General features: G+C 33.3%; 23 protein-coding genes. 18 read left to right on the top strand and 5 right to left on the bottom strand.

Translation table 11 applies throughout. The features are described 5' to 3' along the window. The first annotated feature begins 10 nt into the window (after positions 1-10). From ACK3CR_RS19660 to ACK3CR_RS19610, 11 genes are all read left to right on the top strand, one after another. On the top strand, positions 11-841 hold the full coding sequence (locus ACK3CR_RS19660) for a formyltransferase family protein (RefSeq protein ID WP_488976011.1): 831 nt from the start codon (positions 11-13) through the stop codon (positions 839-841). After that, a complete protein-coding gene (locus ACK3CR_RS19655) occupies positions 831-1,490 on the top strand; it encodes a sugar transferase (protein ID WP_488976010.1) in 660 nt (219 codons plus the stop codon). The genes ACK3CR_RS19660 and ACK3CR_RS19655 overlap by 11 nt, the downstream gene beginning before the upstream one ends. Next, positions 1,487-2,368, top strand: a complete 882-nt coding sequence (locus tag ACK3CR_RS19650; protein ID WP_488976009.1) for an NAD-dependent epimerase/dehydratase family protein — start codon at positions 1,487-1,489, stop codon at positions 2,366-2,368. The genes ACK3CR_RS19655 and ACK3CR_RS19650 overlap by 4 nt, the downstream gene beginning before the upstream one ends. After that, positions 2,368-3,603 (top strand): glycosyltransferase family 4 protein, encoded by a 1,236-nt coding sequence (locus ACK3CR_RS19645; RefSeq protein WP_488976008.1) that lies wholly within the window; start codon positions 2,368-2,370, stop codon positions 3,601-3,603. Before ACK3CR_RS19650 ends, ACK3CR_RS19645 begins: the two co-directional genes overlap by 1 nt. A 4-nt stretch (positions 3,604-3,607) precedes the next feature. Further along, on the top strand, positions 3,608-4,627 hold the full coding sequence (locus tag ACK3CR_RS19640; protein WP_488976007.1) for a polysaccharide biosynthesis protein: 1,020 nt from the start codon (positions 3,608-3,610) through the stop codon (positions 4,625-4,627). Next, the gene (locus tag ACK3CR_RS19635; RefSeq protein WP_488976006.1) at positions 4,627-5,736 is read left to right on the top strand and encodes a capsular polysaccharide biosynthesis protein CapF; all 1,110 of its coding nucleotides are present in this window, start codon (positions 4,627-4,629) and stop codon (positions 5,734-5,736) included. Before ACK3CR_RS19640 ends, ACK3CR_RS19635 begins: the two co-directional genes overlap by 1 nt. Before the next feature lie 8 nt (positions 5,737-5,744). Further along, positions 5,745-6,881: a non-hydrolyzing UDP-N-acetylglucosamine 2-epimerase gene (wecB, locus tag ACK3CR_RS19630; protein ID WP_488976005.1), complete on the top strand. Its 1,137-nt coding sequence runs from the start codon at positions 5,745-5,747 to the stop codon at positions 6,879-6,881. After that, on the top strand, positions 6,871-7,947 hold the full coding sequence (locus tag ACK3CR_RS19625) for a glycosyltransferase family protein (protein WP_488976004.1): 1,077 nt from the start codon (positions 6,871-6,873) through the stop codon (positions 7,945-7,947). The genes wecB (ACK3CR_RS19630) and ACK3CR_RS19625 overlap by 11 nt, the downstream gene beginning before the upstream one ends. Before the next feature lie 48 nt (positions 7,948-7,995). Beyond that, positions 7,996-9,207 carry a glycosyltransferase family 4 protein gene (locus ACK3CR_RS19620; protein WP_488976003.1) on the top strand — a complete coding sequence of 404 codons (1,212 nt, stop codon included), beginning with the start codon at positions 7,996-7,998 and terminating at the stop codon, positions 9,205-9,207. Positions 9,208-9,326: 119 nt separating this feature from the next. Then, entirely contained in the window at positions 9,327-10,568 is a 1,242-nt protein-coding gene (locus ACK3CR_RS19615; RefSeq protein ID WP_488976002.1) for a lipopolysaccharide biosynthesis protein, read from the top strand. Continuing rightward, on the top strand, positions 10,555-11,781 hold the full coding sequence (locus tag ACK3CR_RS19610; RefSeq protein ID WP_488976001.1) for a nucleotide sugar dehydrogenase: 1,227 nt from the start codon (positions 10,555-10,557) through the stop codon (positions 11,779-11,781). The genes ACK3CR_RS19615 and ACK3CR_RS19610 overlap by 14 nt, the downstream gene beginning before the upstream one ends. Positions 11,782-12,221: 440 nt before the next feature. Here the strand turns inward: ACK3CR_RS19610 and ACK3CR_RS19605 are convergent, their stop codons facing one another. Beyond that, entirely contained in the window at positions 12,222-13,421 is a 1,200-nt protein-coding gene (locus ACK3CR_RS19605; RefSeq protein WP_488976000.1) for an O-antigen ligase family protein, read from the bottom strand. A gap of 288 nt (positions 13,422-13,709) precedes the next feature. On the opposite strand from ACK3CR_RS19605, the gene wecB (ACK3CR_RS19600) reads away from it, so the two are divergent. After that, on the top strand, positions 13,710-14,801 hold the full coding sequence (gene wecB, locus ACK3CR_RS19600; protein ID WP_488975999.1) for a non-hydrolyzing UDP-N-acetylglucosamine 2-epimerase: 1,092 nt from the start codon (positions 13,710-13,712) through the stop codon (positions 14,799-14,801). An 88-nt stretch (positions 14,802-14,889) separates the two neighbouring features. Here wecB (ACK3CR_RS19600) and ACK3CR_RS19595 read toward each other — a convergent pair whose 3' ends face one another. Both ACK3CR_RS19595 and ACK3CR_RS19590 read right to left on the bottom strand, forming a co-directional pair. Beyond that, positions 14,890-16,041, bottom strand: a complete 1,152-nt coding sequence (locus tag ACK3CR_RS19595) for a flagellin N-terminal helical domain-containing protein (RefSeq protein ID WP_488975998.1) — start codon at positions 16,039-16,041, stop codon at positions 14,890-14,892. A 344-nt stretch (positions 16,042-16,385) separates the two neighbouring features. After that, positions 16,386-17,738 carry a glycosyltransferase family 2 protein gene (locus ACK3CR_RS19590; protein ID WP_488975997.1) on the bottom strand — a complete coding sequence of 451 codons (1,353 nt, stop codon included), beginning with the start codon at positions 17,736-17,738 and terminating at the stop codon, positions 16,386-16,388. Positions 17,739-17,965: 227 nt separating this feature from the next. Here ACK3CR_RS19590 and ACK3CR_RS19585 point away from each other — a divergent pair, with 227 nt between their 5' ends. The 6 genes from ACK3CR_RS19585 (at position 17,966) to ACK3CR_RS19560 (ending at position 21,573) form a co-directional block, all read left to right on the top strand. Next, positions 17,966-18,391: an SMI1/KNR4 family protein gene (locus ACK3CR_RS19585; protein ID WP_488976212.1), complete on the top strand. Its 426-nt coding sequence runs from the start codon at positions 17,966-17,968 to the stop codon at positions 18,389-18,391. A gap of 18 nt (positions 18,392-18,409) precedes the next feature. Next, positions 18,410-18,862, top strand: a complete 453-nt coding sequence (locus tag ACK3CR_RS19580) for an SMI1/KNR4 family protein (protein ID WP_488975996.1) — start codon at positions 18,410-18,412, stop codon at positions 18,860-18,862. 86 nt (positions 18,863-18,948) lie between these two features. Further along, complete coding sequence (imm47, locus tag ACK3CR_RS19575; RefSeq protein WP_488975995.1) at positions 18,949-19,743, top strand: Imm47 family immunity protein; 795 nt, start codon at positions 18,949-18,951, stop codon at positions 19,741-19,743. Between the two features lie 48 nt (positions 19,744-19,791). Further along, positions 19,792-20,763, top strand: a complete 972-nt coding sequence (gene rfbB, locus ACK3CR_RS19570; protein ID WP_488975994.1) for a dTDP-glucose 4,6-dehydratase — start codon at positions 19,792-19,794, stop codon at positions 20,761-20,763. 169 nt (positions 20,764-20,932) lie between these two features. Beyond that, the gene (locus ACK3CR_RS19565) at positions 20,933-21,226 is read left to right on the top strand and encodes a hypothetical protein (protein WP_410915160.1); all 294 of its coding nucleotides are present in this window, start codon (positions 20,933-20,935) and stop codon (positions 21,224-21,226) included. A 101-nt stretch (positions 21,227-21,327) separates the two neighbouring features. After that, positions 21,328-21,573, top strand: coding sequence for a hypothetical protein (locus ACK3CR_RS19560; protein ID WP_488975993.1), 246 nt, complete (start codon positions 21,328-21,330; stop codon positions 21,571-21,573). A gap of 49 nt (positions 21,574-21,622) precedes the next feature. Here the strand turns inward: ACK3CR_RS19560 and ACK3CR_RS19555 are convergent, their stop codons facing one another. Then, positions 21,623-21,844 carry a helix-turn-helix domain-containing protein gene (locus tag ACK3CR_RS19555; RefSeq protein WP_111925324.1) on the bottom strand — a complete coding sequence of 74 codons (222 nt, stop codon included), beginning with the start codon at positions 21,842-21,844 and terminating at the stop codon, positions 21,623-21,625. A 10-nt stretch (positions 21,845-21,854) separates the two neighbouring features. Beyond that, complete coding sequence (locus ACK3CR_RS19550; protein WP_488975992.1) at positions 21,855-22,331, bottom strand: DUF2975 domain-containing protein; 477 nt, start codon at positions 22,329-22,331, stop codon at positions 21,855-21,857. Positions 22,332-22,659: the final 328 nt, after the last annotated feature.

The raw sequence follows: 22,659 nt of genomic DNA, 5'->3' as shown, positions 1-22,659 counted from the left end.
GAAACTGAGAATGAAAAAAATAGCTTTTGCTACGTGTGTTCAATTAGGGTTAAGTTGTATTGAAGAAATTTTTAGAATCGATGGAACTTTAGAACTTTTAATTACCCTTAAAGATGAAAAAGCAAAAAATAAATCGGGGAGAATTTATCTAGACGACATTTCTTCTGAGCATAATGTACCGTTATTAAAGATTAATAATATTAATGACTCAGAAGTTATAAACGCTTTGAAAGAGAAAGAGATAGATTGGTTGTTCATTATTGGTTGGTCTCAAATTGCTAAGAAACAGGTTCTTGAGGCACCTAAGTATGGATGTATTGGTATGCACCCTACTCTATTACCTGTAGGTAGAGGAAGAGCTGCAATTCCATGGGCTATTATTAAAGGATTAGAGAAAACTGGTGTTACTATGTTTAAACTAGACCAAGGTGTAGATACAGGAGATATTATTGGGCAAGGGACTATTAATCTACCCAATGATATTAATGCTACAGATCTTTATTATAAAGTGAATAATATGCACGTGGAACTTATAGAGGAACATTGGAATAGTATTGTAAATAATGAAGTTAAACTTATTAAACAAGATAATACAAAGGCTACTGAATGGCCGGGAAGAAAAGAAGCCGATGGGGAAATATTGGAGAGTATGAGTATGATAGAAGCGGATAGAATGGTAAGAGCTGTTACTAGTCCTTATCCTGGAGCATTTTATAGTAAAGATAATAACATTATTAGGATATGGTCGGCAAAGGTAGATAAGGACCAAGGCGAAATCAAATTAAAAGATGGATATTTAACTCCTATTAAATATGAGGTAGAAGAAAAAAATGAATGTTAAAGAACTTCAATTAGGAATTAAACGACTAATCGATATTATGATTTCATTATTCGTAATTATAACCTTCTTACCTTTGTGGATTGTAATTGCTGTTATAGTAAAAGTTACCTCTCCAGGTCCAATCTTCTTCTTACAAGAAAGACCAGGCCTTCATAAGAAAATATTTAAGGTGTATAAGTTTCGTACTATGAAGCCAGGATCTGAAACGATGATAAAGGGAAAAGAAGTTATGAAAGATGATGATAGAGTTACCGGAGTAGGGAGATTTCTTAGAAGAAGTAAACTAGATGAAATTCCGCAGCTACTCAATGTACTAAAAGGGGAAATGAGTTTAGTTGGACCAAGACCTGAAAGAATTGCATCTCTTGCTGATTACACAAGTGAGATAGAGAAAAGGTTAAACATGCGACCTGGTTTAACAGGCCTAGCCCAAGTCAGTGGAAATATTCATATCTCTCTAAATACTAGATACAAATTTGACGTCTATTATGTGGGGAATTTTAGTTTGTGGCTTGATATTAGAATTATTTTAAGAACTGTGGGAGTTATACTGTTTGGAGAAGATAAGTATTTAAATAACCATATGATCAATATCAATAAAAAGGTTACAGAGGTGGCTGCAACTAAAGAGGAGAATAGCTCAAAATGAAAAAAATACTTGTGACGGGAACTAGAGGATACATAGGTACTTCTTTTCAAAAGTGGATTTCAAAATTTCCTGAAAAGTATGCTGTAGATACGGTGAGTGTACGGGATGAGGAATGGAAAAAGAAAGATTTCTCACGATATGATGTAGTCTTCCATGCTGCAGCTATTGTTCATGTTAGAGAAAGTGATACAGATAGATATTTTTCTATTAATCGTGATTTAACTTTAGAGCTAGCAATTAAAGCGAAAAAAGAGGGAGTTAAACAATTCATATTTCTAAGCACCATGGGTGTATATGGAGGGGGAGTTGGATATATAGATGAGAATACTCTGCCAAATCCAAAAACTCCTTATGCCAAATCAAAATATGAAGCTGAGGAACTTCTTCTAGAACATGTCTCAAGTGATATGTTTCGTGTAGCTATTCTTCGTCCTCCGATTGTGTATGGGAAAGAATGTCCAGGGAATTATGAGAGACTGGCTGCTGTTGCTCGGAAGATTCCTCTGTTTCCTAGATTGAAAAATGAACGTAGTATGATTTTTATTAACAATTTATCAGAATTTATAAGGTTATTAATTGATTATGATGCTGAGGGTTTGTTCTTTCCTCAAAATCAGGAATATGTGAATACAACTGAACTAGTGAAAAATGTAGCACAAGTATACAATAAATACATTTTGATTATTCCAATATTTAATTGGTGTATCTCATTGGCAATAAAAGTATCTGGGACATTTGGAAAGGTATTTGGAACATTCGTATACAGCAAGGATATGAATGGAGGACCAAGCACTTTAATAAACGGTAAATCATTAAATTATGAAACATCATCGTTTAAAGAATCAATTACGCAAACTGAAGGTAGGGAGCTTTATTGATGAAAAAGCAAAAGGATATTTTATTTTTATGTCAATATTTCTATCCTGAGTATGTATCATCTGCTACACTACCTTTTGATACAGCTGTGGCTCTTAGTAAAGCAGGATTTAAAGTAGAGGCATTAGTAGGTTATCCTCAAGAGTATAATATAGATAGGGAAATACCGAAGGAAGAGACGTATAAAGATGTTAAAATTAAACGTTTAAAGTATCTTCAATTAAAGCGTAGTAACTTTATAGGAAGATTAATAAATTATTTTTCTTTCACCTTTGCTGTGGCACTACGTTTTGGAAGGTTGAGACAGTATAAATCAATAATTGTTTATTCAAACCCACCTATCCTCCCCTTTATTGCAGCAATGGCTATGAAATTTTTTAGAGTGAAGGTCATTTTTGTAAGTTATGATGTTTATCCTGAAATGGCCTACGTTACCAATACTATTTCTAGAGGTAGCATTATAGGTAAAGTTATGAATTTCATAAACAAAAGGGTTTTCAAACATGTTAATAAGGTTGTTTCCCTTTCTACTGAAATGAAGCAGTACTTACTGACACATAGAGAAGCTTTATCTAGTGAACAAGTTGAAGTTATCCCTAATTGGTACGAAGATAAAGGGGAAAATAATGAAACAGTATTCCCAGAAAATAAAGTATTAAAGTCTCTTAAAAAGGAAGGAGACTTAATAGTATCTTATTTTGGAAATATGGGTGTTTGTCAGGATTTAGAGACTATAATTGACTCTATAAGAAGATTCAAAAAAAATAAACATATAAAGTTTATCTTTGCTGGTCATGGTAATAAAATGGACAATCTTAAAAATATTGTAGAAAATGAGAACCTTACCAATGTGAAAATTTTTGATTTTTTACATGGAATGGACTTTCAATATGCCCTGAATATTAGTGATTCTTTTATTGTCAGTTTAGCAGAAGGATTAACTGGATTAGCTGTACCAAGTAAAACTTATAGCTATATGATGGCAGGAAAACCTGTAATTAGTATTATAGGGGGGAATTCTGATATAGCTAGAGACTTAGAGGAGAATAAGGCAGGATATTCACTAGAATCAGGAGATGTAGAAAGATTAGTTGAAGTTATTGAGGACCTTTATCATGATGAAAATAAAAGGAAGATAATGGGTCAAAATTGCAGGGATGTATTTCTTGAAAAGTACACAAGGGATCAGTGTACCAAAAAATACGTAGATATGATGCAAAGAATATTGGAGGACTGAAATAATGTTTAAAGATAAAACTCTACTAATTACGGGTGGTACTGGTTCCTTTGGGAATGCAGTAATGAAACGATTTTTAGATACGGATATAAAAGAAATTAGAATTTTCTCACGGGATGAAAAGAAGCAGGATGACATGCGGAAAACATATAAGAGTGAGAAACTTAAATTCTATTTAGGAGATGTAAGGGATTTAGCAAGTGTTAAAAATGCTATGTATGGCGTGGATTATATTTTTCATGCAGCTGCGCTTAAACAGGTTCCATCATGTGAGTTCTTTCCACTAGAAGCTGTAAAAACAAATGTATTAGGAACGGAGAACGTTTTGACAGCGGCTATAGAGAGTAGCGTAGAGAAGGTAATTTGTCTCTCTACCGACAAAGCAGCTTATCCAATTAACGCAATGGGGATATCCAAAGCAATGATGGAAAAAGTTTTTGTCGCTAAGTCGAAAACAACAGACTCAAATCGAACTCTTATCTGTGGAACTCGTTATGGAAATGTTATGGCATCTCGTGGATCTGTAATTCCCTTGTTTATTGAACAAATAAAAAGTGGTCAACCTTTAACAGTAACTGATCCACATATGACTAGGTTTTTAATGAGCCTTGAGGAAGCAGTAGAACTAGTAGTATTTGCATTTGAAAATGCAGAAGCAGGAGATATTATGGTTCAAAAATCTCCTGCCTCAACTATTGGAGACTTGGCTCAGGCAATTAAAGAGTTATTCAATGCTAATAATGAGATAAAGGTTATTGGGACAAGGCATGGAGAAAAGTTGTATGAAACACTGTTAACTAGGGAAGAGCATGTAGTAGCGAAAGACTTAGGAGGATTCTATAGAGTGCCTGCTGATAAAAGGGATTTAAATTATGATAAATATTTTGTAGAAGGTGACCAAAAGCTGTCTTCAGAAGATGAATATAATTCCCATAATACCCAAATCCTAAATATAGAACAAATTAAGGATAAATTACTAATGCTTGATTATGTAAGGGAAGAATTGAAAGGTTGGAATCAATAATGAACATACTAGTTACGGGTTCTAAAGGATTTATTGGTAGAAACCTTATAGCAGAATTGAGAAATCAGGGTTACACAGAGATTTTTGAGTATAATAGAGAAACAGACAAGTCCTTATTAGATAAGTATTGTATGAAAGCTGATTTTGTATTTCACCTTGCTGGGGTAAATCGTCCAAAGGATGAGAAGGAATTCATTGAGGGCAATACTAATTTCACTTCTTTATTGTTGGATACATTAAACAAACATAATAATAATTGTCCGATAATGTTGTCCTCGTCTATTCAAGCGGGGTTAGATAATCCATATGGTCACAGTAAAAAAATGAGCGAAGATCTTATTTTTAAACATAATAAGGATACATCCTCTAAAATTCTTATTTATCGTTTCCCAAATGTCTTTGGGAAATGGTGTAAACCTAATTATAATAGTGTAGTGGCAACTTTTTGTCATAATATAGCAAATGACTTACCAATTCACGTAAATGACCCAGAAGTTAAATTAAACTTAATTTATATTGATGATGTAATTGGAGAATTAATTAATGCTTTAAGAGGTAAAGAAAATGAGTCAGGTAAGTTTTGCGAAGTAAGTAAAGTGTATAGCGCTACCCTTGGGGAGATTGCTAATTTAATTTATTCATTTAAAGAAAGTCGTTTAGAACGTACTATACCAGATGTCTCTGAACCATTTGTAAAGAATCTATATAGCACTTATCTGAGTTATTTACCTGAAGACCAATTTAGTTATGAATTGAAGATGAATGAGGATAATAGAGGGTCATTTACGGAGTTTATTAAAACAATAGATAGAGGACAAGTATCTATCAATATATCTAAGCCTGGTATCAATAAAGGTAATCATTGGCATCATACTAAGACGGAGAAATTTTTAGTGGTGAGTGGGAAAGGTGTTATTCGTTTTAGAAAGATTGATTCAGATAAAGTGATTAAGTATTTTGTTAGTGGGGATAAATTGGAAGTTCTTGATATACCAACTGGCTATACCCATAACATAGAAAATCTTGGAGATACGGATATGGTCACAGTTATGTGGGCTAACGAACTATTTGATCCAGAAAAACCTGATACTTATTATTTGGAGGTATAAATAAAGTTATGAAGAGATTAAAGGTAATGACAGTTGTTGGGACTAGACCAGAAATCATTCGACTTTCAGCTGTAATAAATAAACTGGAAGAATCAGATGCTATTGAACATGTTTTGGTTCATACTGGACAGAATTACGATTATGAACTAAATGAAGTATTTTTTAATGATTTTAAGTTGAAGAAGCCAGATTACTTTTTGAATGCAGCAACAGGTTCTGCAGTTGAAACTATTGGTAATATATTAGTTAAAATTGATCCGATAATGGAAAAGGTACAACCTGAAGCATTTCTAGTGTTGGGTGATACTAACAGTTGCTTATGTGCAATTGCTGCTAAGAGACGCCAGATCCCGATCTTTCATATGGAAGCTGGAAATAGATGCTTCGATCAAAGAGTGCCGGAGGAGACAAATAGGAAGATTGTAGATCATATTGCAGATATCAATCTAACATATAGTGATATCGCAAGGGAATATCTTCTTAAAGAAGGGATACCTGCTGATAGAGTTATTAAAACAGGAAGTCCGATGTACGAGGTACTTAATTCAAGAAAGGAAGACATTGAGAAATCGAAGATATTACATCAATTAAACCTAAACAGTAAAGAATACTTTGTGGTGTCTGCTCATCGTGAAGAGAATATTAATTCATTAGATAATTTTTTAAGTTTAGTGGAAAGTTTAAACAAAGTAGCTCAGAAATATGAAATGCCTGTAATTGTAAGCACACATCCGAGAACAAGAAATATGATTAGTTCACAGAAAGTAAAATTTCATCCACTTATAAAAATACTTAATCCTTTAGGTTTTAACGATTATATAAAACTTCAATTAAATGCTAAAGCAGTATTAAGTGATAGTGGAACAATTAGTGAAGAGTCTTCTATATTGGGGCTAAATGCTCTTAATATTAGACAAGCTCATGAAAGACCAGAAGCCATGGAAGAAGCATCAGTCATGTTAGTAGGGGTTAGTGAGGATAGAATATTGCAAGGTTTACATATATTAGAGGAACAGAAGAGTAAGTTTTTTAGGTTAGTAAACGATTATAGTATGCCTAATGTGTCTGAAAAGGTGTTAAGAATTATCTTATCTTATACTGATTATGTAAACAGAGTAGTGTGGAATAAGCAATATGAGAAATAAGAGAATATGTTTCATTACGCTAGGGAATCTTTATTTGTGTCCATATATCTCGAAATACACAGAATTGATGGATTGTGACTACGACATAATATATTGGGATAGACATGGGATTGAAGAGAATATAGATGCTAATAAAGTTTATGCTTTTAGATATAGTATGGACGAACAACAAGGAAAGGTAAAAAAAGCAATAGGGTATCTGAAATTTCGTAAATATGCTTCAAGAATTATTAAAGAGAATAATTATGATGGTATAGTGGTTTTACAAACTATTGGAGGTATTTTATTGCAAAATACTTTACTAAGTATCTATAAAAATCGATATATTGTAGATATAAGGGACTATACAAGGGAAAAAAATTGGTTGTTTTTTTCCCTTGTAAAGAAGTTGGTTAAGTATTCAGCAAATTCAATTATATCATCACGAGGATACCAAAACTTTCTTCCTAATTATAATTATACCATGGTGCATAATGATATAAAGATTCATGAAGACATCTTGAAAAAATTTCGAGATAGAGACAGGAATCAAGAAGAGATTACTATATCTTATATAGGGTTAATAAGGTTTCATGAACAAAATAAAAAGATGATACTAAAATTTAAAAATGATCCAAGATTCATTCTTCAATTTATTGGTACAGATGCTTTAAGTTTAAGAAAGTTTTGTGAAGATAATAATGTGCATAATGTCAAGTTAATTGATCATTTTCCTCCTGAAAAGACCTTAGAGTATTATTACGATACGGATATTATTTATAACTTTTACGGAAATAATTCACCGTTACTGGATTATGCTCTTTCTAATAAGCTCTATTATGCTGCTAAATTAAATATGCCTATTATTGTATGTTCAAATACATACATGGAAAAAATCACTTCTGAATATGGCTTTGGTTATACTTTAGATTTAGAAGATAAGGATGCATGTACTAAATTATTTAATTATTTTAAATCGATAGATTGGAATGAGTTTAGAAATAATTGTAGTAGATTTGTAAGAACAGTTAAGGAAGACAATAAGGTATTTAATGCTAGGATAAAAGATTTTATCAATAAGTTATAGGATACGCATTGTAATCAAGACTAATATTTTTAAGGCAGGTATCAGGGAATGAATATTGTTCATATAGAAGATTTCTTTCATCCAGACGCTGGATATCAGATAAATATTTTACCTAAATATATGGTACAACAAGGACATAAAGTTACCATTGTAACTTCAAAGATGGAGAGTTCCCCAGCAAGCTTAACAAGTTTCTTCGGGAAAGAAGACATAGATAAACGAGATAAAAAATATAAGGAAGATACAGGAGTAGATATTCTAAGGATAGATAACAAAGGATTCTTTAGTGGTAGAGCCATTTTTACTAGAGAAATATTTAGAGTAGTAGATAGATTAAAACCCGATGTCTTATATCTTCATGGTAATGATACACTTACAGCAATGAGGTATTTGTTAAGATTTAAACGCCTAACCTATCCTCTTGTAATGGATAGTCATATGCTTGCAATGGCCTCAAAAAATAGATTTAGTAATATATTTAGACTTATATATAGAAATGCATTTACTCCTACAATTGTTAAAAATAATATACCAGTTATTAGAACACAAGATGATTCTTATGTGGAGAAGTTTTTAAATATTCCATTAAAGCAATCGCCCTGGATTTCAGTAGGATCGGACGTGTTGTTGTTTCATCCTAGTGAAACAGTAAGAAAAAGATTTAGAAAGGAACAAGGCATAAAGGAAGGAGATTTTGTAGTCTTATATACTGGCAAGCTTGATGAAGAGAAAGGAGGAATATTTCTAGCGGAGACACTTAGAAAGAGATTTGATACTAATAAAAATATAGTAGTAATGATAGTAGGAAATACTAATGGAGAGTATGGAGAGAGAGTTGAGGAAATTCTATCCAAGTCAGAAAACACAATAATACGTTTTCCAACTCAAAAATATACAAATCTTGCTCAATTTTATCAATCCGCTGACTTATCTATATTCCCTAAACAATGTAGTCTCAGCTTTTATGATGCACAAGCCTGCGGGCTCCCTGTAATATCTGAAGATAATAACATTAATATAGATAGATTAAGATACGGTAATGGAGAAACTTTTATAGCTGGTAATGTGGAGGATTTTAGAAAAAAGATAATAGACTACGCGGAAACTTCTGATGAGAAGTATAGAGTATATAGAGATAATGCCTCTAAATATGTCAAAGAAAACTATAACTATAGCAATATTGCCCAAAAATATCTCGACGTTATTGAAGAACAAGTAAATAGATTTAAACAGAAAGAGGAATCAAAATTATCCTATTAGACTTCATTGTCTAGTAATAAGATATTCTTGGAAGTAAGATTATCAGATTTATATAAAGGATAAGTTACTAGGTTACGACTGTAAGAATGAAATTAAAGAAGTGAAATGGGAGCAAATCCATGATTAAGAAATATATCAGTAATATAAAAGGTAGTATATTTAAAGATTTTGCATTAAATATTATAGCTACCATGATTTTAACTATAACTACCCAAATCTTTGTTTATCCGTACTTAAGTACGTTTCTTTCACATAGAGACTATGGATTGCTACTAATAATGATGGGAATCGTTAATGTCGTAGGGGTATCTTTAGGAAACCCTTTAAACAATACACGTATTCTACTGGATTCTGAATATCAGAAGAAGGAAATTACCGGGGATTATAATGTTATATTCTCTGTTTTATTAGTCATCAACATACTAATGGTATCTACTTTAGCTGTTATAATTTATAAAACATTTAATATCTTAACTGTAGGCTGTGTGTTAATAACTGTTTTTTTACTATTTAGAGCATATTACTCTGTTAGTTATAGGATATTGATAGATTATAAAAAGAATCTAATTGTAAGTATACTAGGTGTTATTGGGTATGTAGTTGGTCTTTTTATCACTAATTTAACAGGAATATGGGTATTTACTTTTATTCTAGGAGAATTGCTCCCTTGTATCTATATTTTGTTTACTGCCTCGATACTGAGGGATAATTTTAAAATCACTCCTTTATTTAAGAAAACTCTAAGGAAGTATCTCTATATATTCTCAGCAGCTATATTATCTACGATTATAACTTATATGGATAGGTTCTACATATATCCAGTTTTAGGGGCAGAGGAAGTTGCTATTTATAATGTAGCATCTTTTCTAGGTAAAACAGTAGGAATTATAACTATACCAGTAACCGGGGTTTTACTTACATATTATTCAAAAGAAAGTGAGTTAACCATTAAACAGTTTTATAGTAGAGTCGGTTTTTTTTCTCTCCTCACTGTCCTGTGTTATATATGTATACTCCTTGTAGGTATCCCTGTGACTAGATTTCTCTACCCATCATTGGTAGATAGTGCTATAAAGTATTTCTACATTGCAAACTTAGCAGCGGCGCTTTTTATGTTAGGGAACACTATCCAGCCTACCCTGTTAAAGTTTTGTGATGAGAAATGGCAATTAATTATACAGGGTATATACTTCGTGCAATATATAATCCTCGGATTACTAGGTATGTCAAGCTATGGATTATTAGGTTTTTGTTATTCTCTAGTAATTGTTAATTTCACGAGAATTTTATTAATGATATGGATAACAACAACTAGTTTAAAACAATATAAAGCAAAGGATGAAAATTATGCAAGTAATTAACGTAATAGGGCTTGGCTATATAGGTTTGCCTACAGCTCTTATGTTTGCAAAATCAGGAATGAGAGTAATAGGAACAGATTATGATGACAATTTAGTAAAGAAATTAAATGAAGGAGTACTTTCATTTGAGGAGGAAGGATTGGAAGAATTATTCCAAGATGCTATTTCAAATGGTATTGAGTTCACTACACAATATCAGAGAACCAATACTTATATCATAGCAGTCCCAACTCCTTATAATAAGAATGATAAAAAGCTAGATCCTCAATATGTAATTGCTGCTATAAGTAATATATTGGACGTATGTGAAAAGGAATCATTCCTAATTATTGAGTCTACTATTTCACCAGGTACGATTAATAAGTATATTCGCCCGGCAGTCGAAGAACGAGGATATACTATTGGAAAAGACATTCATATCTTACATGCTCCAGAACGAATTATCCCAGGTAATATGATCTATGAATTACAACATAATGCAAGAACTATTGGGGCGGATAGTAAAGAGGTTGGGAATAAAATAAAAGGATTATACTCTAACTTTTGCAAATCTGAGATTTCCGTAACAGATATACGTTCTGCAGAGATGTCTAAAGTTGTTGAAAATACTTACAGGGATATTAATATTGCTTTTGCAAATGAACTAGCGAAGATTTGTAGAGAGGATAATATAGATGTATACGAAGTTATTAAATTAGCCAATAAACATCCACGTGTAAATATAATGCAACCTGGGCCTGGAGTAGGGGGGCATTGTATCTCTGTAGACCCATGGTTTCTAGTAGGAGATTATCCGGATTTAACAAAGTTAATTTTAACAGCAAGGTCCGTTAATGATTCAATGCCTACTCATGTAATAAAACGTATTAAAGATTTAATGCAAGAGAAGCATATAAAAGATATTTCTAAGATTGGTTTATATGGTTTAACATATAAAGAAGATGTAGATGATATAAGAGAGAGTCCTACTTTGCAATTAGTGGAAGAGTTAAATAACCACTTAGTAAATGATATAAAAGTATATGATCCTCATGTAAGAAAAGAGATATTGCCACAGCAGTATATGGATTTCTTAGAGTTTTTAAACGATATAGAAATCTTAGTCATTATGGTAGGACATAGTCATATTAAGGATAATATAGATATGATTGGAAATAAATTTATACTTGATACAAAAAATGTATGTAATCTAGAAGGGGTATATAAGCTTTAGGCTTTACTTATATTTAAAAGGATAGAGAGAGTATAAAGGGAATTTCTACAGCTTTACTGGATAATAAATTTAGTTATCGTATGTAAGAAGAACAAGGGTATAGTTACTAACTTTCTATAAATAAGGAAATTAGTAAGGTTGAATTAGGATGAGATAATAATCTTGCTTTTTATTTAACTATACCCTTTATATACTATATATTTCTTTCTATACTTGAGTTCAAGTCCTTCTTTAGATTCAGAAGCTTCAGGATAATTGTATAAGGTTCACTTATTTGTTTAGTTATCTCTTAATTACAAATAGGAGAACCTTATAAAGTGAAGTGAGCAATGAAATCGTAAATCCATATTAAGAGGCATTTATGTCTCAATATAATAACCTTGGATATGTTAACTAAGGGCACAATATAAATTAATTTTTAAAAAATAATACAGTTCTTCTTATGAGGTTTTTGAATTGGCTTGCCAGGCTTTAAATTGAGTGGTTAAAAGTATACTAATGAGTACCCATAACTGTGAGGAAACAAGATAACTTCCTGAAAATAGAAGTTGAGTAATCATACCAAGGAATAATAGCGTTATTAGATGAAGTCTATAATCTTCTGTAAAAAGTGAGATAGCTTTTCTTAGTATAATAAGTAATAGAACAATTCCAATTATTACTCCTAAGATTCCAAAGTCATTTAATAATTCAAGAAAAATATTATGGGGGTAGTAGTATTTACCAAGATGTTCAGAGAAAGATCCTATACCGTTTCCAAATAAAGGACTAGTTGAAAAATCATCTAGCACTATTTTATAGAAGGACTTTCTCTCATCAGTAGATTGATCCCCTTCAGAACTGAAACCTACTCCAATTCTTTCAATTGCTGAATAGAAATTTTGATTGGTAATGATTACAGGAATTACTGACCAAGAGGCAACAATTAATATTATTCCTTGAAATAGTTTTCTCTTTTTAATCACGTAGTAGACGAAAATAATTAACAGTATGACTGATACACTTACTAAAGCCCCTCGAGAGCCAGAGAATAATATTATCGAAACATTAAAAATCATAAGAAGCAGATAGAAAAGTTTAATTAACAACCTTTTGTAAATCATAAAACAAATCATATTAAATGCAAAGAGGGAAGACATTGTATACCCTATAGTAAGATGAGAGGCTCCCCCAAAGTTATGAAACATTTGTGATTCTCCACCTAGGTTATGTCTCAAGGCTATTATAAAACATATTGATAAGTAAATATTGAGGTATTTCACCTTAGAAAATGCTTCTAATAAATCTTCTCTCTTCACTATCCCTCCTATAATTACTGCAGGGATAGTGAACATTAGAAAGTATAGGGATTGTTGAGTAGAAAAAGAAGCAAAGTTATATCTCAACAGGCTAATCAGTAATCCAATTGATAGAGAAGCAATAGTAGAAAACATAATAAGGCTGGAGACTGTGAACTCATAAAGATGCTGCTTTTTTCTATTAGCTAGTTGAATAATTAATAAACTAATAGATATACATGTAAAGACAAGGTTAATATATGCAAAATTAGAAGAAGTAGAAAGGTTATTATTCATTAAGGCTCTTGTACCAAAATATAAACCTTCCGAAAAAAAGTAAATCACTAACAACCAGGCTTTCATTTCTTTAACCACCTAAATAAATTTTAAAACATGAATTATGTCAGATAAATTATACCAGATAATTACGTCTAAAGTTTAGGTTTTTACGAATTTTTGATTTAAAATATGTAATCTATATACAGATTATTATGAATAAATTAAGATCATTACTTTTCTTACAAGATTTACAAAAGATTTTTTAGGTAATATGTAAACAAGCTACGATAGAAAAGTTTTTTATATAGTATATTACGATTAAACTTCTATATAGAAATTAATATAAGTAATTGATAGGATTGGTGAATTATTATGAAAAAAGTAATGCTAGTCTTCGGCACACGCCCCGAAGCGATAAAGATGTGTCCTCTAGTTAAAGAACTAAAAACAAGAGATAGTTTAGAAACTATTGTCTGTGTGACAGGTCAACATAGAGAGATGTTAGACCAAGTGTTAAATGCCTTTGACGTAGTACCTGACTATGATCTTTCTATTATGAAACAAAAGCAAACACTATTTGATGTAACAATCAACATCTTAGAAAAAATGAAAGAGATATTAGAAGAGGTAAAACCAGATGTAGTATTGGTTCACGGGGATACATCAACTACATTTGTTACGTCTCTAGCATGTTTCTATCTGCAAATTCCAGTTGGTCATGTAGAAGCTGGTTTGCGTACTTATAATATTTACTCACCATATCCTGAAGAGTTCAATCGTCAAGCAGTAGGAATTGTTGCAAAATACAACTTTGCACCAACAGAAATGTCAAAAGAAAATCTTCTTAAAGAAGGTAAAGACCCATCAAGTATCTTTGTGACAGGAAATACGGCAATTGATGCCCTCAGAACAACGGTAAATGAGGCGTACTCTCATGAACAACTCCAATGGGCTAAAGATGGTAGACTAATTATGATAACTGCTCATAGAAGAGAGAACCTTGGAGAACCTATGAGAAACATGTTTAAAGCAATTAAGAGAATTGTAGATGAGCATGAAGATATTAAAGTAATCTATCCAATTCATATGAATCCTGTAGTACGAGAAGCTGCTAAGGAGATTCTTGGAGAAAGCAACAGAGTAAGGATTATTGAGCCTTTAGAAGTCTTAGACTTCCATAACTTCCTTGCTCAATCTTATTTGATTTTAACCGATAGTGGTGGTATCCAAGAGGAAGCGCCTAGTCTAGGGAAGCCAGTATTAGTTATGCGTGATACAACAGAACGTCCTGAAGGTGTTGCTGCTGGTACTCTTAAATTAGTTGGCACAAATGAAGAAAATATTTATAGTCACTTCAAATTACTCCTTGAAGATGAAGAAGAATATAAGAAGATGAGTCAAGCAAGCAATCCTTATGGTGATGGATTTGCAAGTAAGCGTATAGCTGATATTTTAGAAAACTGATTGAAACAAAGAGACCTATTTTACAAAAGTAGGTCTTTTTTGTGGTCCAAACATAAAAAAGGTATCCGTAAAAGGATACCTTTCTGTTTTATCGAAGCATTTGAAGTACGTTCTGTGGCTGTTGATTCGCTTGTGTAAGCATTGCTTGAGAAGCTTGAGCAAGGATAGAGTTCTTTGTTTGCTCCATCATTTCTTTCGCCATGTCAACATCACGGATGCGAGATTCTGCAGACGTTAAGTTTTCAGAAGTTGTGTTTAAGTTATTGATAGAATGCTCTAGACGGTTTTGGTATGCACCTAGTTTAGAACGTTCAGAAGATACTGTCGTAACTGCTTTTTTAATTGTATCCATTGCATTTCTAGCATCATCTTCTGTATTTACGCTAAGGTTATCAATTCCTAAACCTTTAGAAGTCATATCACCAATTGAAATTCCTAATCTTTCACCATCACTAGTATTAGCTCCAATTTGAATACTAATTTGTTGGCTATCTGTAGTTTTAATTGTCATACCTTCTAGTGCATCTGCAGCAGTTGCGCTGTCAGGATCTTGAGTGCCATCTAGCGATACTTTAACTCCGAAATGATCAAAGTTTAGAGTTCCAGCTTTTCCATCTTCTAACGTTAACTTCTGAGTGTTACCCTTGTCATCACTCAATACATAAGTTCCAGGTATTGCAGCCCCTCCTCCATCTACATCTTGATTTAATGTAAACGTAGAGTTTGCTGCTGCACCACTAACATCAATACTTGTTACACCATTGTTAACAGTAGTATTATTGTCTAACTTAAGAGTAGATGCTGTATCTAATTGAGAACCAAAGTTTCCATCAAGAAGATGTTTACCATTGAAGTTAGCAGAACTTGCAATACGGTCTACTTCTTCAGTTAATTGACCTAACTCATCACTGATTGCTTTTCTATCATCTGGCTCAAGTGTACCATTAGCTGCTTGTGTAGCTAATTCATTCATACGTTGAAGAATGTCATGAGTTTCGTTCATTCCACCTTCAGCAGTTTGAATAAGAGAAATTCCATCTTGTGCATTTTTAGATGCTTGATCTAAACCACGGATTTGAGCACGCATTTTTTCGGAAATAGAAAGACCTGCTGCGTCATCTCCTGCACGGTTGATGCGAAGACCAGAAGAAAGTTTCTCCATGTTTTTAGACATTGCGTTGTTGTTTACACCTAATTTGTTGTACGTGTTAAGTGCTGCGATATTGTGATTAATTCTCATTACTACTACCTCCATGTAATAGATCTATTATTTTGGCGGGCACGTCCTTGTGCCCATATATAGCTCTTTTGGTTATAGAGAAAGGATAAAATGATAGTAATTATGTACTATCTTTTCATTATTTATATCGGAAGGAAAAGGAAGATGTTAAGCTTTTTTTGAAAGAAAATCCATATTTTCATTGAGAATTTTTTAAAACCCTGCCTTACTTTATTTTAAAAAGCATAAAAAAGCCTTCTCACATTTTTAGAGAAGGCTTCGTGGGTTCTTACTTTTTTATAGTTAAAAGTTATAATAGCAATTACTTTTTGTTTTAGTCTATACAATGAGAGATGAAAGAAAAGCTACTTCCACACTCGCTTCAACTTAAACACTTCCTGCATATATCCCCAGACAGATACTGGAGACATGATCATTTGATAGAAAAGAACAAATAAAATGAAAGCAAGTTTATTTTTTCTTACTCTTAAATTAAGATGTTTGAAGACATAATTCTTCTGGTAGATATAAAGTAAACTATAACTAACCAGCGTTAGGGGGAGGACTAATAGGGTAAGCGGACCTACAATCCAAAAGAGGCCAAAGAGCGCCAGAACTAGTCCTGGAATCCAGCAAAATGTGTACACAAAGTCCAAATACGGCATGGTGAAGTTAATTCCTGTAAGATACTTTGTATAAATTTGTGGTTGACTCCATGGTTTAATTTCCTTTAACCCTTCAATCATTCCTCTTGCCCATCTTGAGCGCTGTTTTGCGAAATGACCAAGAGTAGTAGGAGCATCTGTAAAAGCGACAGCAAACGGCTCGAAGTATACTTTCCAACGCTTATGTAGAAGTCTCCATGTTAAGACAATATCTTCGCCAATTGCGTCAGGCCAGCCATGAACTTCCCGTACGGCCTCTGTTTTGTACAAACTAAAAGCCCCTTGTGCAACAAGGGTTCCTTGATATAAACCTTGTAATCTCTTAATTGAAGCAATTCCTAAAAAGTAGTCCCATTCTTGTAATCTTGTCCAAATGGTTTCACGGCTGTTGCGGACAAGCATTGAGCCTGCTACAGCACAAACTTCAGAAGGACTGCTTTTGATGCGTGCTACCAAGTATCGAACAGATGACGGATGAAGCAGTGTATCCGCATCTAATGTAATAACATACGGTGTTTGAACTTCTTCTAACCCTCTGTTTAAAGCATGAAATTTACCAGGCTTTGCTTCATGAAGGATAGTAATATCCATCTTTAATTCCTTTTGGGCTCTCATAATTTCTTCATCTGTATGGTCTGTTGAATTGTTATTGATAACAATAACATGAATTCTCCCTTGATAATCTTGATTTGCGACATATCGTAAAGTATTAAAAATAGACTTTTCTTCATTATATGCGGCTACAAGTAAGGTTACTGCGTCAGATGGAGATTCATTTCTTAACCGGGGTTGCCGATCTAATAATAAACTAACAATAAGAAAGGCATTCATATAACCTGGTACATAAGCAATCCCTCCAATTACAAAAATAGCTACAGGGAGAGACACAATATGTGATAAGTCTTTTACCCATGGCAATGAAAGATAAACAGCAAAAATAGTCCATGCGATTGATATCACATGGCTGACCCAAAACTTTGTATTCACCGTCAAATAAAACCGATTTTTCTTTGGATTAAAACTAGACCTTATAGGCGTTAAATTCGGTTGCATATGGTTTCCTCAACTATCTATAGATTTGCATAAACAGTATTGTACCTTTATTGAAGGTGAAAGACTATCTTTTTATAGTTCTAAAATCATGTTATTTTTAGGTAAAACAAAACATTTATACTATAAGGGGTAATCTCATCAAGGAACGTCAATTTATCCACAAATAATAGAACAGTTTTTAAGAGTGGAAACATTAAAATAAGGGGAGAGATAGAGCGTATAGCCTTATTTTAATTAGAAAGCTCTTATATGTTATAAATCATCAAGGTCCAAAAATAGCTTTACGAGATATAGAGAAATTTGCGGGAACCTGTAACATAATACTGCCACAACAATATGTGGACTTTTTGCTACAATACAATGGAGGATATCCTAAAAGATCTACCTTTAAAATTTCAGATGATGAAGGAGAAAGCTTGGTTAATAAATGTTATCATTTGAATGATTTAGGCAGGGTGTTTGAAATATTAGAAGGAGAAATTCCAGATGAGTTTCTTTCGATTACGAATGATCCAGGTGGGAATGAGATTCTATTAGGAGTTAGTGGGGAGTATTTTGGGAAAGTTTACTTTTGGGTTCATGATAGAGAAAAAGAGAACTTGTTTTTTCTCTCTGATAACTTTTCTGCATTTTGCCTTAATTTATCCGAGTAAACATTAGGGAGGACCAACATGAAAAACATTTGGGATACAGAATACGAAACAAAAGCACCTGTCACAGACAGAGAAGTAATAGAAGCTGAGAAAAAGATCGGCATAAAACTTCCGGATTCTTATATTGAGCTATGTAAAATCCACAATGGAGGTTCCATCATTTATGATTCTTTTCCAACATCAGTACCAACAGGATGGGCGGACGATCATGTAAGTGTAACATCGATTGCGGGGATTGATGAAGAAGGGATTTTATCAAGTTCTTACTATATCGAAGAGTGGGAGTTGCCGGAAAACATCGTGTTGTTAGAAGGTGACGGACACTGGTGGATTGCGATGGATTACAGAGAGAGAAATGAAAATCCACCAATCATCTACATTGATTTAGAAGCAGCTGTGGATCCTTTTATTTTAGAATTAGCTCCGGATTTTAAAAGCTTTGTAGAGGGCTTGTATACACATGAAGATTGACGGGGAAAGTTCAGCAGGAGATTGCTGAGCTTTTTTATTAGTATAATAGAAGTAATCAAAGAAATTAGAAGTGAGGGGAAGAAATCTTGGTAACGGTTAATGAATTAATTAAAAGCATATGGTATGGGCCAGCTCCTTCTGCTGAAGAGGCTCAAAATATTAGAGCGTCCTTAACAGAAGAAGAGGGATTAATTTCTTTAATCCAATTATTTAAGAGCGGAGATTTTTCTTTAAAACATGCCTTAATTCATCTTATGAACAGCACTAAAAATGAAGAGGTTTTAAACTTATGTATCCATGTGTTCTGTTCCGTTTGTACTCATGAGGATTTACAAAAAGTAGAGAACTTGAACTTTCTCTCCCGAGTGTCAGAGGATAATGCTTATGTTTTTGCCTCATGTGCAAGAGAGACGCTATCTCCTGGAGTTGTTCCGTATCTTTTAGCTCTCCTAGAAGAGTGGGATGATACAGTTGTGGAAGAAGTGATTCGAGATAGTTTAGATCATATGATGGACTACACTCAGAATCTTGATTGGAACGCTACTGTTGATGAAACTGGCTCTTATTATACGGAGTGGATGAACACTCTTTTACCGACTTTCTACTATTATAATAGAGAACCTGTTTTTCTAGGAGACCTAACAAAGAATCTTATCCAAAGAGCATTTACTGTTAGAGAACAGAATACACCGGTAAAGATGGAGAGTATCCCCATTTTGTTATCAGTGTGGAGCGGTACGAAATGTCCTGTTCAATACAAAACATTAATAGATGAAGGAGTATTTCAACAGCTTACAGATTACATAGATGCGCTATCAAAAAGAAGCTGGGAAAGAGGTCGGAAATATTTCTACGGGCATAGTGTGGAGGGAACCCTTTAGCTTATGAAAAAATTTATATAAAGAATTTAAAAAAGGAGTTAGGTCCTCATGAACATTTTAGTCACAGGCGGAGCAGGATTTATTGGCAGTAACTTTATTCATTATATGATAGAAACTTATCCAGCGTATTTCATTGTTAATTATGATGCTCTTACATATGCGGGGAATTTAGATAACTTAAAAGAAGTTCATCATCATGAGCATTACACATTTATAAAGGGAGATATCAATAATCGGGAACTTCTTGGTAAAGTTGTAAAAGGACATGAAATTGATGTTATCGTAAATTTCGTAGCAGAATCACACGTTGATCGTAGTATTACAGAGTCAGATGTTTTTATCAAAAGCAATGTCTTAGGAACTCAAACGCTGTTAGACATTGCAAGAGAGAACAGGATTAAAAAATACGTTCAAATTTCTACAGATGAAGTGTATGGATCATTAGGAGAAACGGGTTACTTCACAGAAGAAACGCCACTTGCTCCAAACAGTCCGTATGCGGCTAGTAAAGCAGGGGCGGATATGCTTGTAAGTGCTTATCATAAAACATATGGACTGAATGTAAATATTACAAGGTGTTCAAATAATTATGGGCCATATCAGTTTCCGGAAAAACTTATTCCATTGATGATTACAAATGCAATGAAAGGAGAACGGCTACCAGTCTATGGAGATGGAAAGAATGTTCGAGATTGGTTACACGTTCGAGACCATTGCAGGGCAATTGATCTTGTTATCCATAAAGGGGTGGATGGGGAAGTTTATAATATTGGCGGAGGTAATGAAAAAACGAATAACGAAATTGTGCATTTTATCCTGGAGAAACTAGGCGTTTCAAGAGAACTTATTCTGTTTGTGGAAGACAGACTTGGTCATGATCGCCGCTATGCAATTGATGCAACAAAAATGGAAAGAGAATTGGGGTGGGAATCTACATACATCTTTGAGAAAGGATTGGAAGAAACAATCGAGTGGTATGTAGAGAATGAAAAGTGGTGGCGAAAGATTAAAAATAACTAGCAGGGTGGTTTACAACTGCATGGTAAAGATTTCATAGAACAATTAGCCCTGAAACTATGTTGTCCTCAAATTCGTAAATATATTGGAAAGATATTTTGTTATTAAAATCTATAAAAGAAAAAAGATTGGTCGATATAGAAATAAAATACTTTATAGAAATGAGGGCATCATGAAAAAGTCAATCCTGCTTGTTCCCGTTATGGTCGGTTTTATAGCATCCTTATTTTCATTTTCTTTATCTTTTGCGGTGAAGCTCCCAGCTCACATCAATAAAACAAATTTTATGATTCACTGGTTAGAGCGTTCGCTTCTTTATGGATTTTTTGTATTTTTAATTTTGTTAATCGCGCTTGTTCTCGTTCATTTTCGTCATGAGCGTACATCTCACGCTGCGGAACTTAAAGAGAAAGATAGACGGTATGGAAAGAACGGTGCTCCACGAGAAATTCAACATCTAGACTAATGAATGGAATGCTCTAGTATTCTTATGTTAGGGCTAGCTCATATGCCAAGCCTTCCACATAGACTAATATTAAAGGTTATGGTGGAAGGAGGGCACGTAGAATGGATAACTCATCTGACGAACAGAAAGGCATTCCTGACTCACTAGTGGATTCGTTAGTTAATGATGTATTAAGGAAAAACAACCTTGATCCAAGAAAAGTGAAGGAACACTTATCCGGTGATCAAAAAAGAATGCTTCAAGAGCTTTTTGGAGGTTTGCAAGAGCAAGTCGAAGCGTATGTAAATAAACCAAAGGTAAAGAGAAAAAAGATCCAAAAGCCAAAAGAAGATGAGAAAGAAGAATAAAAAAAGAACACCCTTTGATAGGTGTTCTTTTTTTATGGTGGGCAAGTTCTTATCCCTCAGTGTCTTCGTCAGCTCTGTATTCCAAAAGGTCTCCAGGCTGACAATCTAGAGCCTTACAAATCGCCTCTAAGGTTGATAATCGAACCGCTTTTGCCTTTCCATTTTTCAAGATAGAAAGGTTAGCCATCGTGATGCCAACCCGCTCTGAAAGTTCTGTTACACTCATTTTTCTTTTCGCTAACATTACATCAATATTGATTATAATCGCCATTATGTTCACCTCAGACCGTTAAGTCATTTTCTGATTTTATATCGATGGCTTCTTGTAAAAGCTTTTGAAGAACAGCCGCAAAGAATGCGATGACTAGTGAAGCAAAGATAGGGACCATTCCAATTAGGATAAGACCTGGGGCATCGTCTAGCTCTGCTACGAAATAAACAAATGGCAGCATTACTACATACAAGATACTAATTGTGATGGCACAGTATTTTATTCTCTGTAGGGCTCTTACCGAAATCTCAGAAAATGCCTTATTCTTATCAATGTAGTTTAGAAGTCGGAATGCCTGATACAACGCAACGAAAAATGGAATCGCTGATACATACATAATAATTACAATGGGATAGAGTATATGAGCATACTCTGGATTTGCTGGATGCTTAGCTAAGTAATATAAGCCAAATATACATAGGGAAAGAGCTGGAGTTCCAATCAGAAAAACAGCTATTTTTAAAAAGATGGTTGAACCTCGTTTCATAAAAAACACCTCACTGATTTATTATCCATTTGAATTTAACATATTATTTATCGAAATACAATAAATAATTAATGATTATGATTATATTTTTATTGCTGTTTATATTCATCTGTGGTTTTAGCTAAAGATAAAAAGTATTTTTTATTATAAAGAAATGCTTTATAAAACTATTACATTAACTTATTAGTTCATTTTGCGAAAAAACTAATCTGTCTGAGATTTTGAGTTTTTATATCTTTTTAATAATGTTTGTTAAGCCCCTTTATCAATAATGGTAAGGGGATTAGAGAGTGGGACTTTGTTCGTTAATAGCTATAAGTGACATACA

It is taken from the genome of Priestia sp. TRM10 (genome assembly GCF_057808375.1).
Note: the sequence above shows the minus strand (reverse complement) of the source record. Positions and strands in the feature narration are given on the sequence as shown.

Coding starts and splice junctions, on each gene's coding strand:
- ACK3CR_RS19660 (WP_488976011.1), top strand. CDS start 11: ATGAAAAAAATAGCTTTTGCTACGTGTGTTCAATTAGGGTTAAGTTGT.
- ACK3CR_RS19655 (WP_488976010.1), top strand. CDS start 831: ATGAATGTTAAAGAACTTCAATTAGGAATTAAACGACTAATCGATATT.
- ACK3CR_RS19650 (WP_488976009.1), top strand. CDS start 1,487: ATGAAAAAAATACTTGTGACGGGAACTAGAGGATACATAGGTACTTCT.
- ACK3CR_RS19645 (WP_488976008.1), top strand. CDS start 2,368: ATGAAAAAGCAAAAGGATATTTTATTTTTATGTCAATATTTCTATCCT.
- ACK3CR_RS19640 (WP_488976007.1), top strand. CDS start 3,608: ATGTTTAAAGATAAAACTCTACTAATTACGGGTGGTACTGGTTCCTTT.
- ACK3CR_RS19635 (WP_488976006.1), top strand. CDS start 4,627: ATGAACATACTAGTTACGGGTTCTAAAGGATTTATTGGTAGAAACCTT.
- wecB (WP_488976005.1), top strand. CDS start 5,745: ATGAAGAGATTAAAGGTAATGACAGTTGTTGGGACTAGACCAGAAATC.
- ACK3CR_RS19625 (WP_488976004.1), top strand. CDS start 6,871: ATGAGAAATAAGAGAATATGTTTCATTACGCTAGGGAATCTTTATTTG.
- ACK3CR_RS19620 (WP_488976003.1), top strand. CDS start 7,996: ATGAATATTGTTCATATAGAAGATTTCTTTCATCCAGACGCTGGATAT.
- ACK3CR_RS19615 (WP_488976002.1), top strand. CDS start 9,327: ATGATTAAGAAATATATCAGTAATATAAAAGGTAGTATATTTAAAGAT.
- ACK3CR_RS19610 (WP_488976001.1), top strand. CDS start 10,555: ATGCAAGTAATTAACGTAATAGGGCTTGGCTATATAGGTTTGCCTACA.
- ACK3CR_RS19605 (WP_488976000.1), bottom strand. CDS start 13,421: ATGAAAGCCTGGTTGTTAGTGATTTACTTTTTTTCGGAAGGTTTATAT.
- wecB (WP_488975999.1), top strand. CDS start 13,710: ATGAAAAAAGTAATGCTAGTCTTCGGCACACGCCCCGAAGCGATAAAG.
- ACK3CR_RS19595 (WP_488975998.1), bottom strand. CDS start 16,041: ATGAGAATTAATCACAATATCGCAGCACTTAACACGTACAACAAATTA.
- ACK3CR_RS19590 (WP_488975997.1), bottom strand. CDS start 17,738: ATGCAACCGAATTTAACGCCTATAAGGTCTAGTTTTAATCCAAAGAAA.
- ACK3CR_RS19580 (WP_488975996.1), top strand. CDS start 18,410: ATGAAAAACATTTGGGATACAGAATACGAAACAAAAGCACCTGTCACA.
- rfbB (WP_488975994.1), top strand. CDS start 19,792: ATGAACATTTTAGTCACAGGCGGAGCAGGATTTATTGGCAGTAACTTT.
- ACK3CR_RS19565 (WP_410915160.1), top strand. CDS start 20,933: ATGAAAAAGTCAATCCTGCTTGTTCCCGTTATGGTCGGTTTTATAGCA.
- ACK3CR_RS19560 (WP_488975993.1), top strand. CDS start 21,328: ATGGATAACTCATCTGACGAACAGAAAGGCATTCCTGACTCACTAGTG.
- ACK3CR_RS19555 (WP_111925324.1), bottom strand. CDS start 21,844: ATGGCGATTATAATCAATATTGATGTAATGTTAGCGAAAAGAAAAATG.
- ACK3CR_RS19550 (WP_488975992.1), bottom strand. CDS start 22,331: ATGAAACGAGGTTCAACCATCTTTTTAAAAATAGCTGTTTTTCTGATT.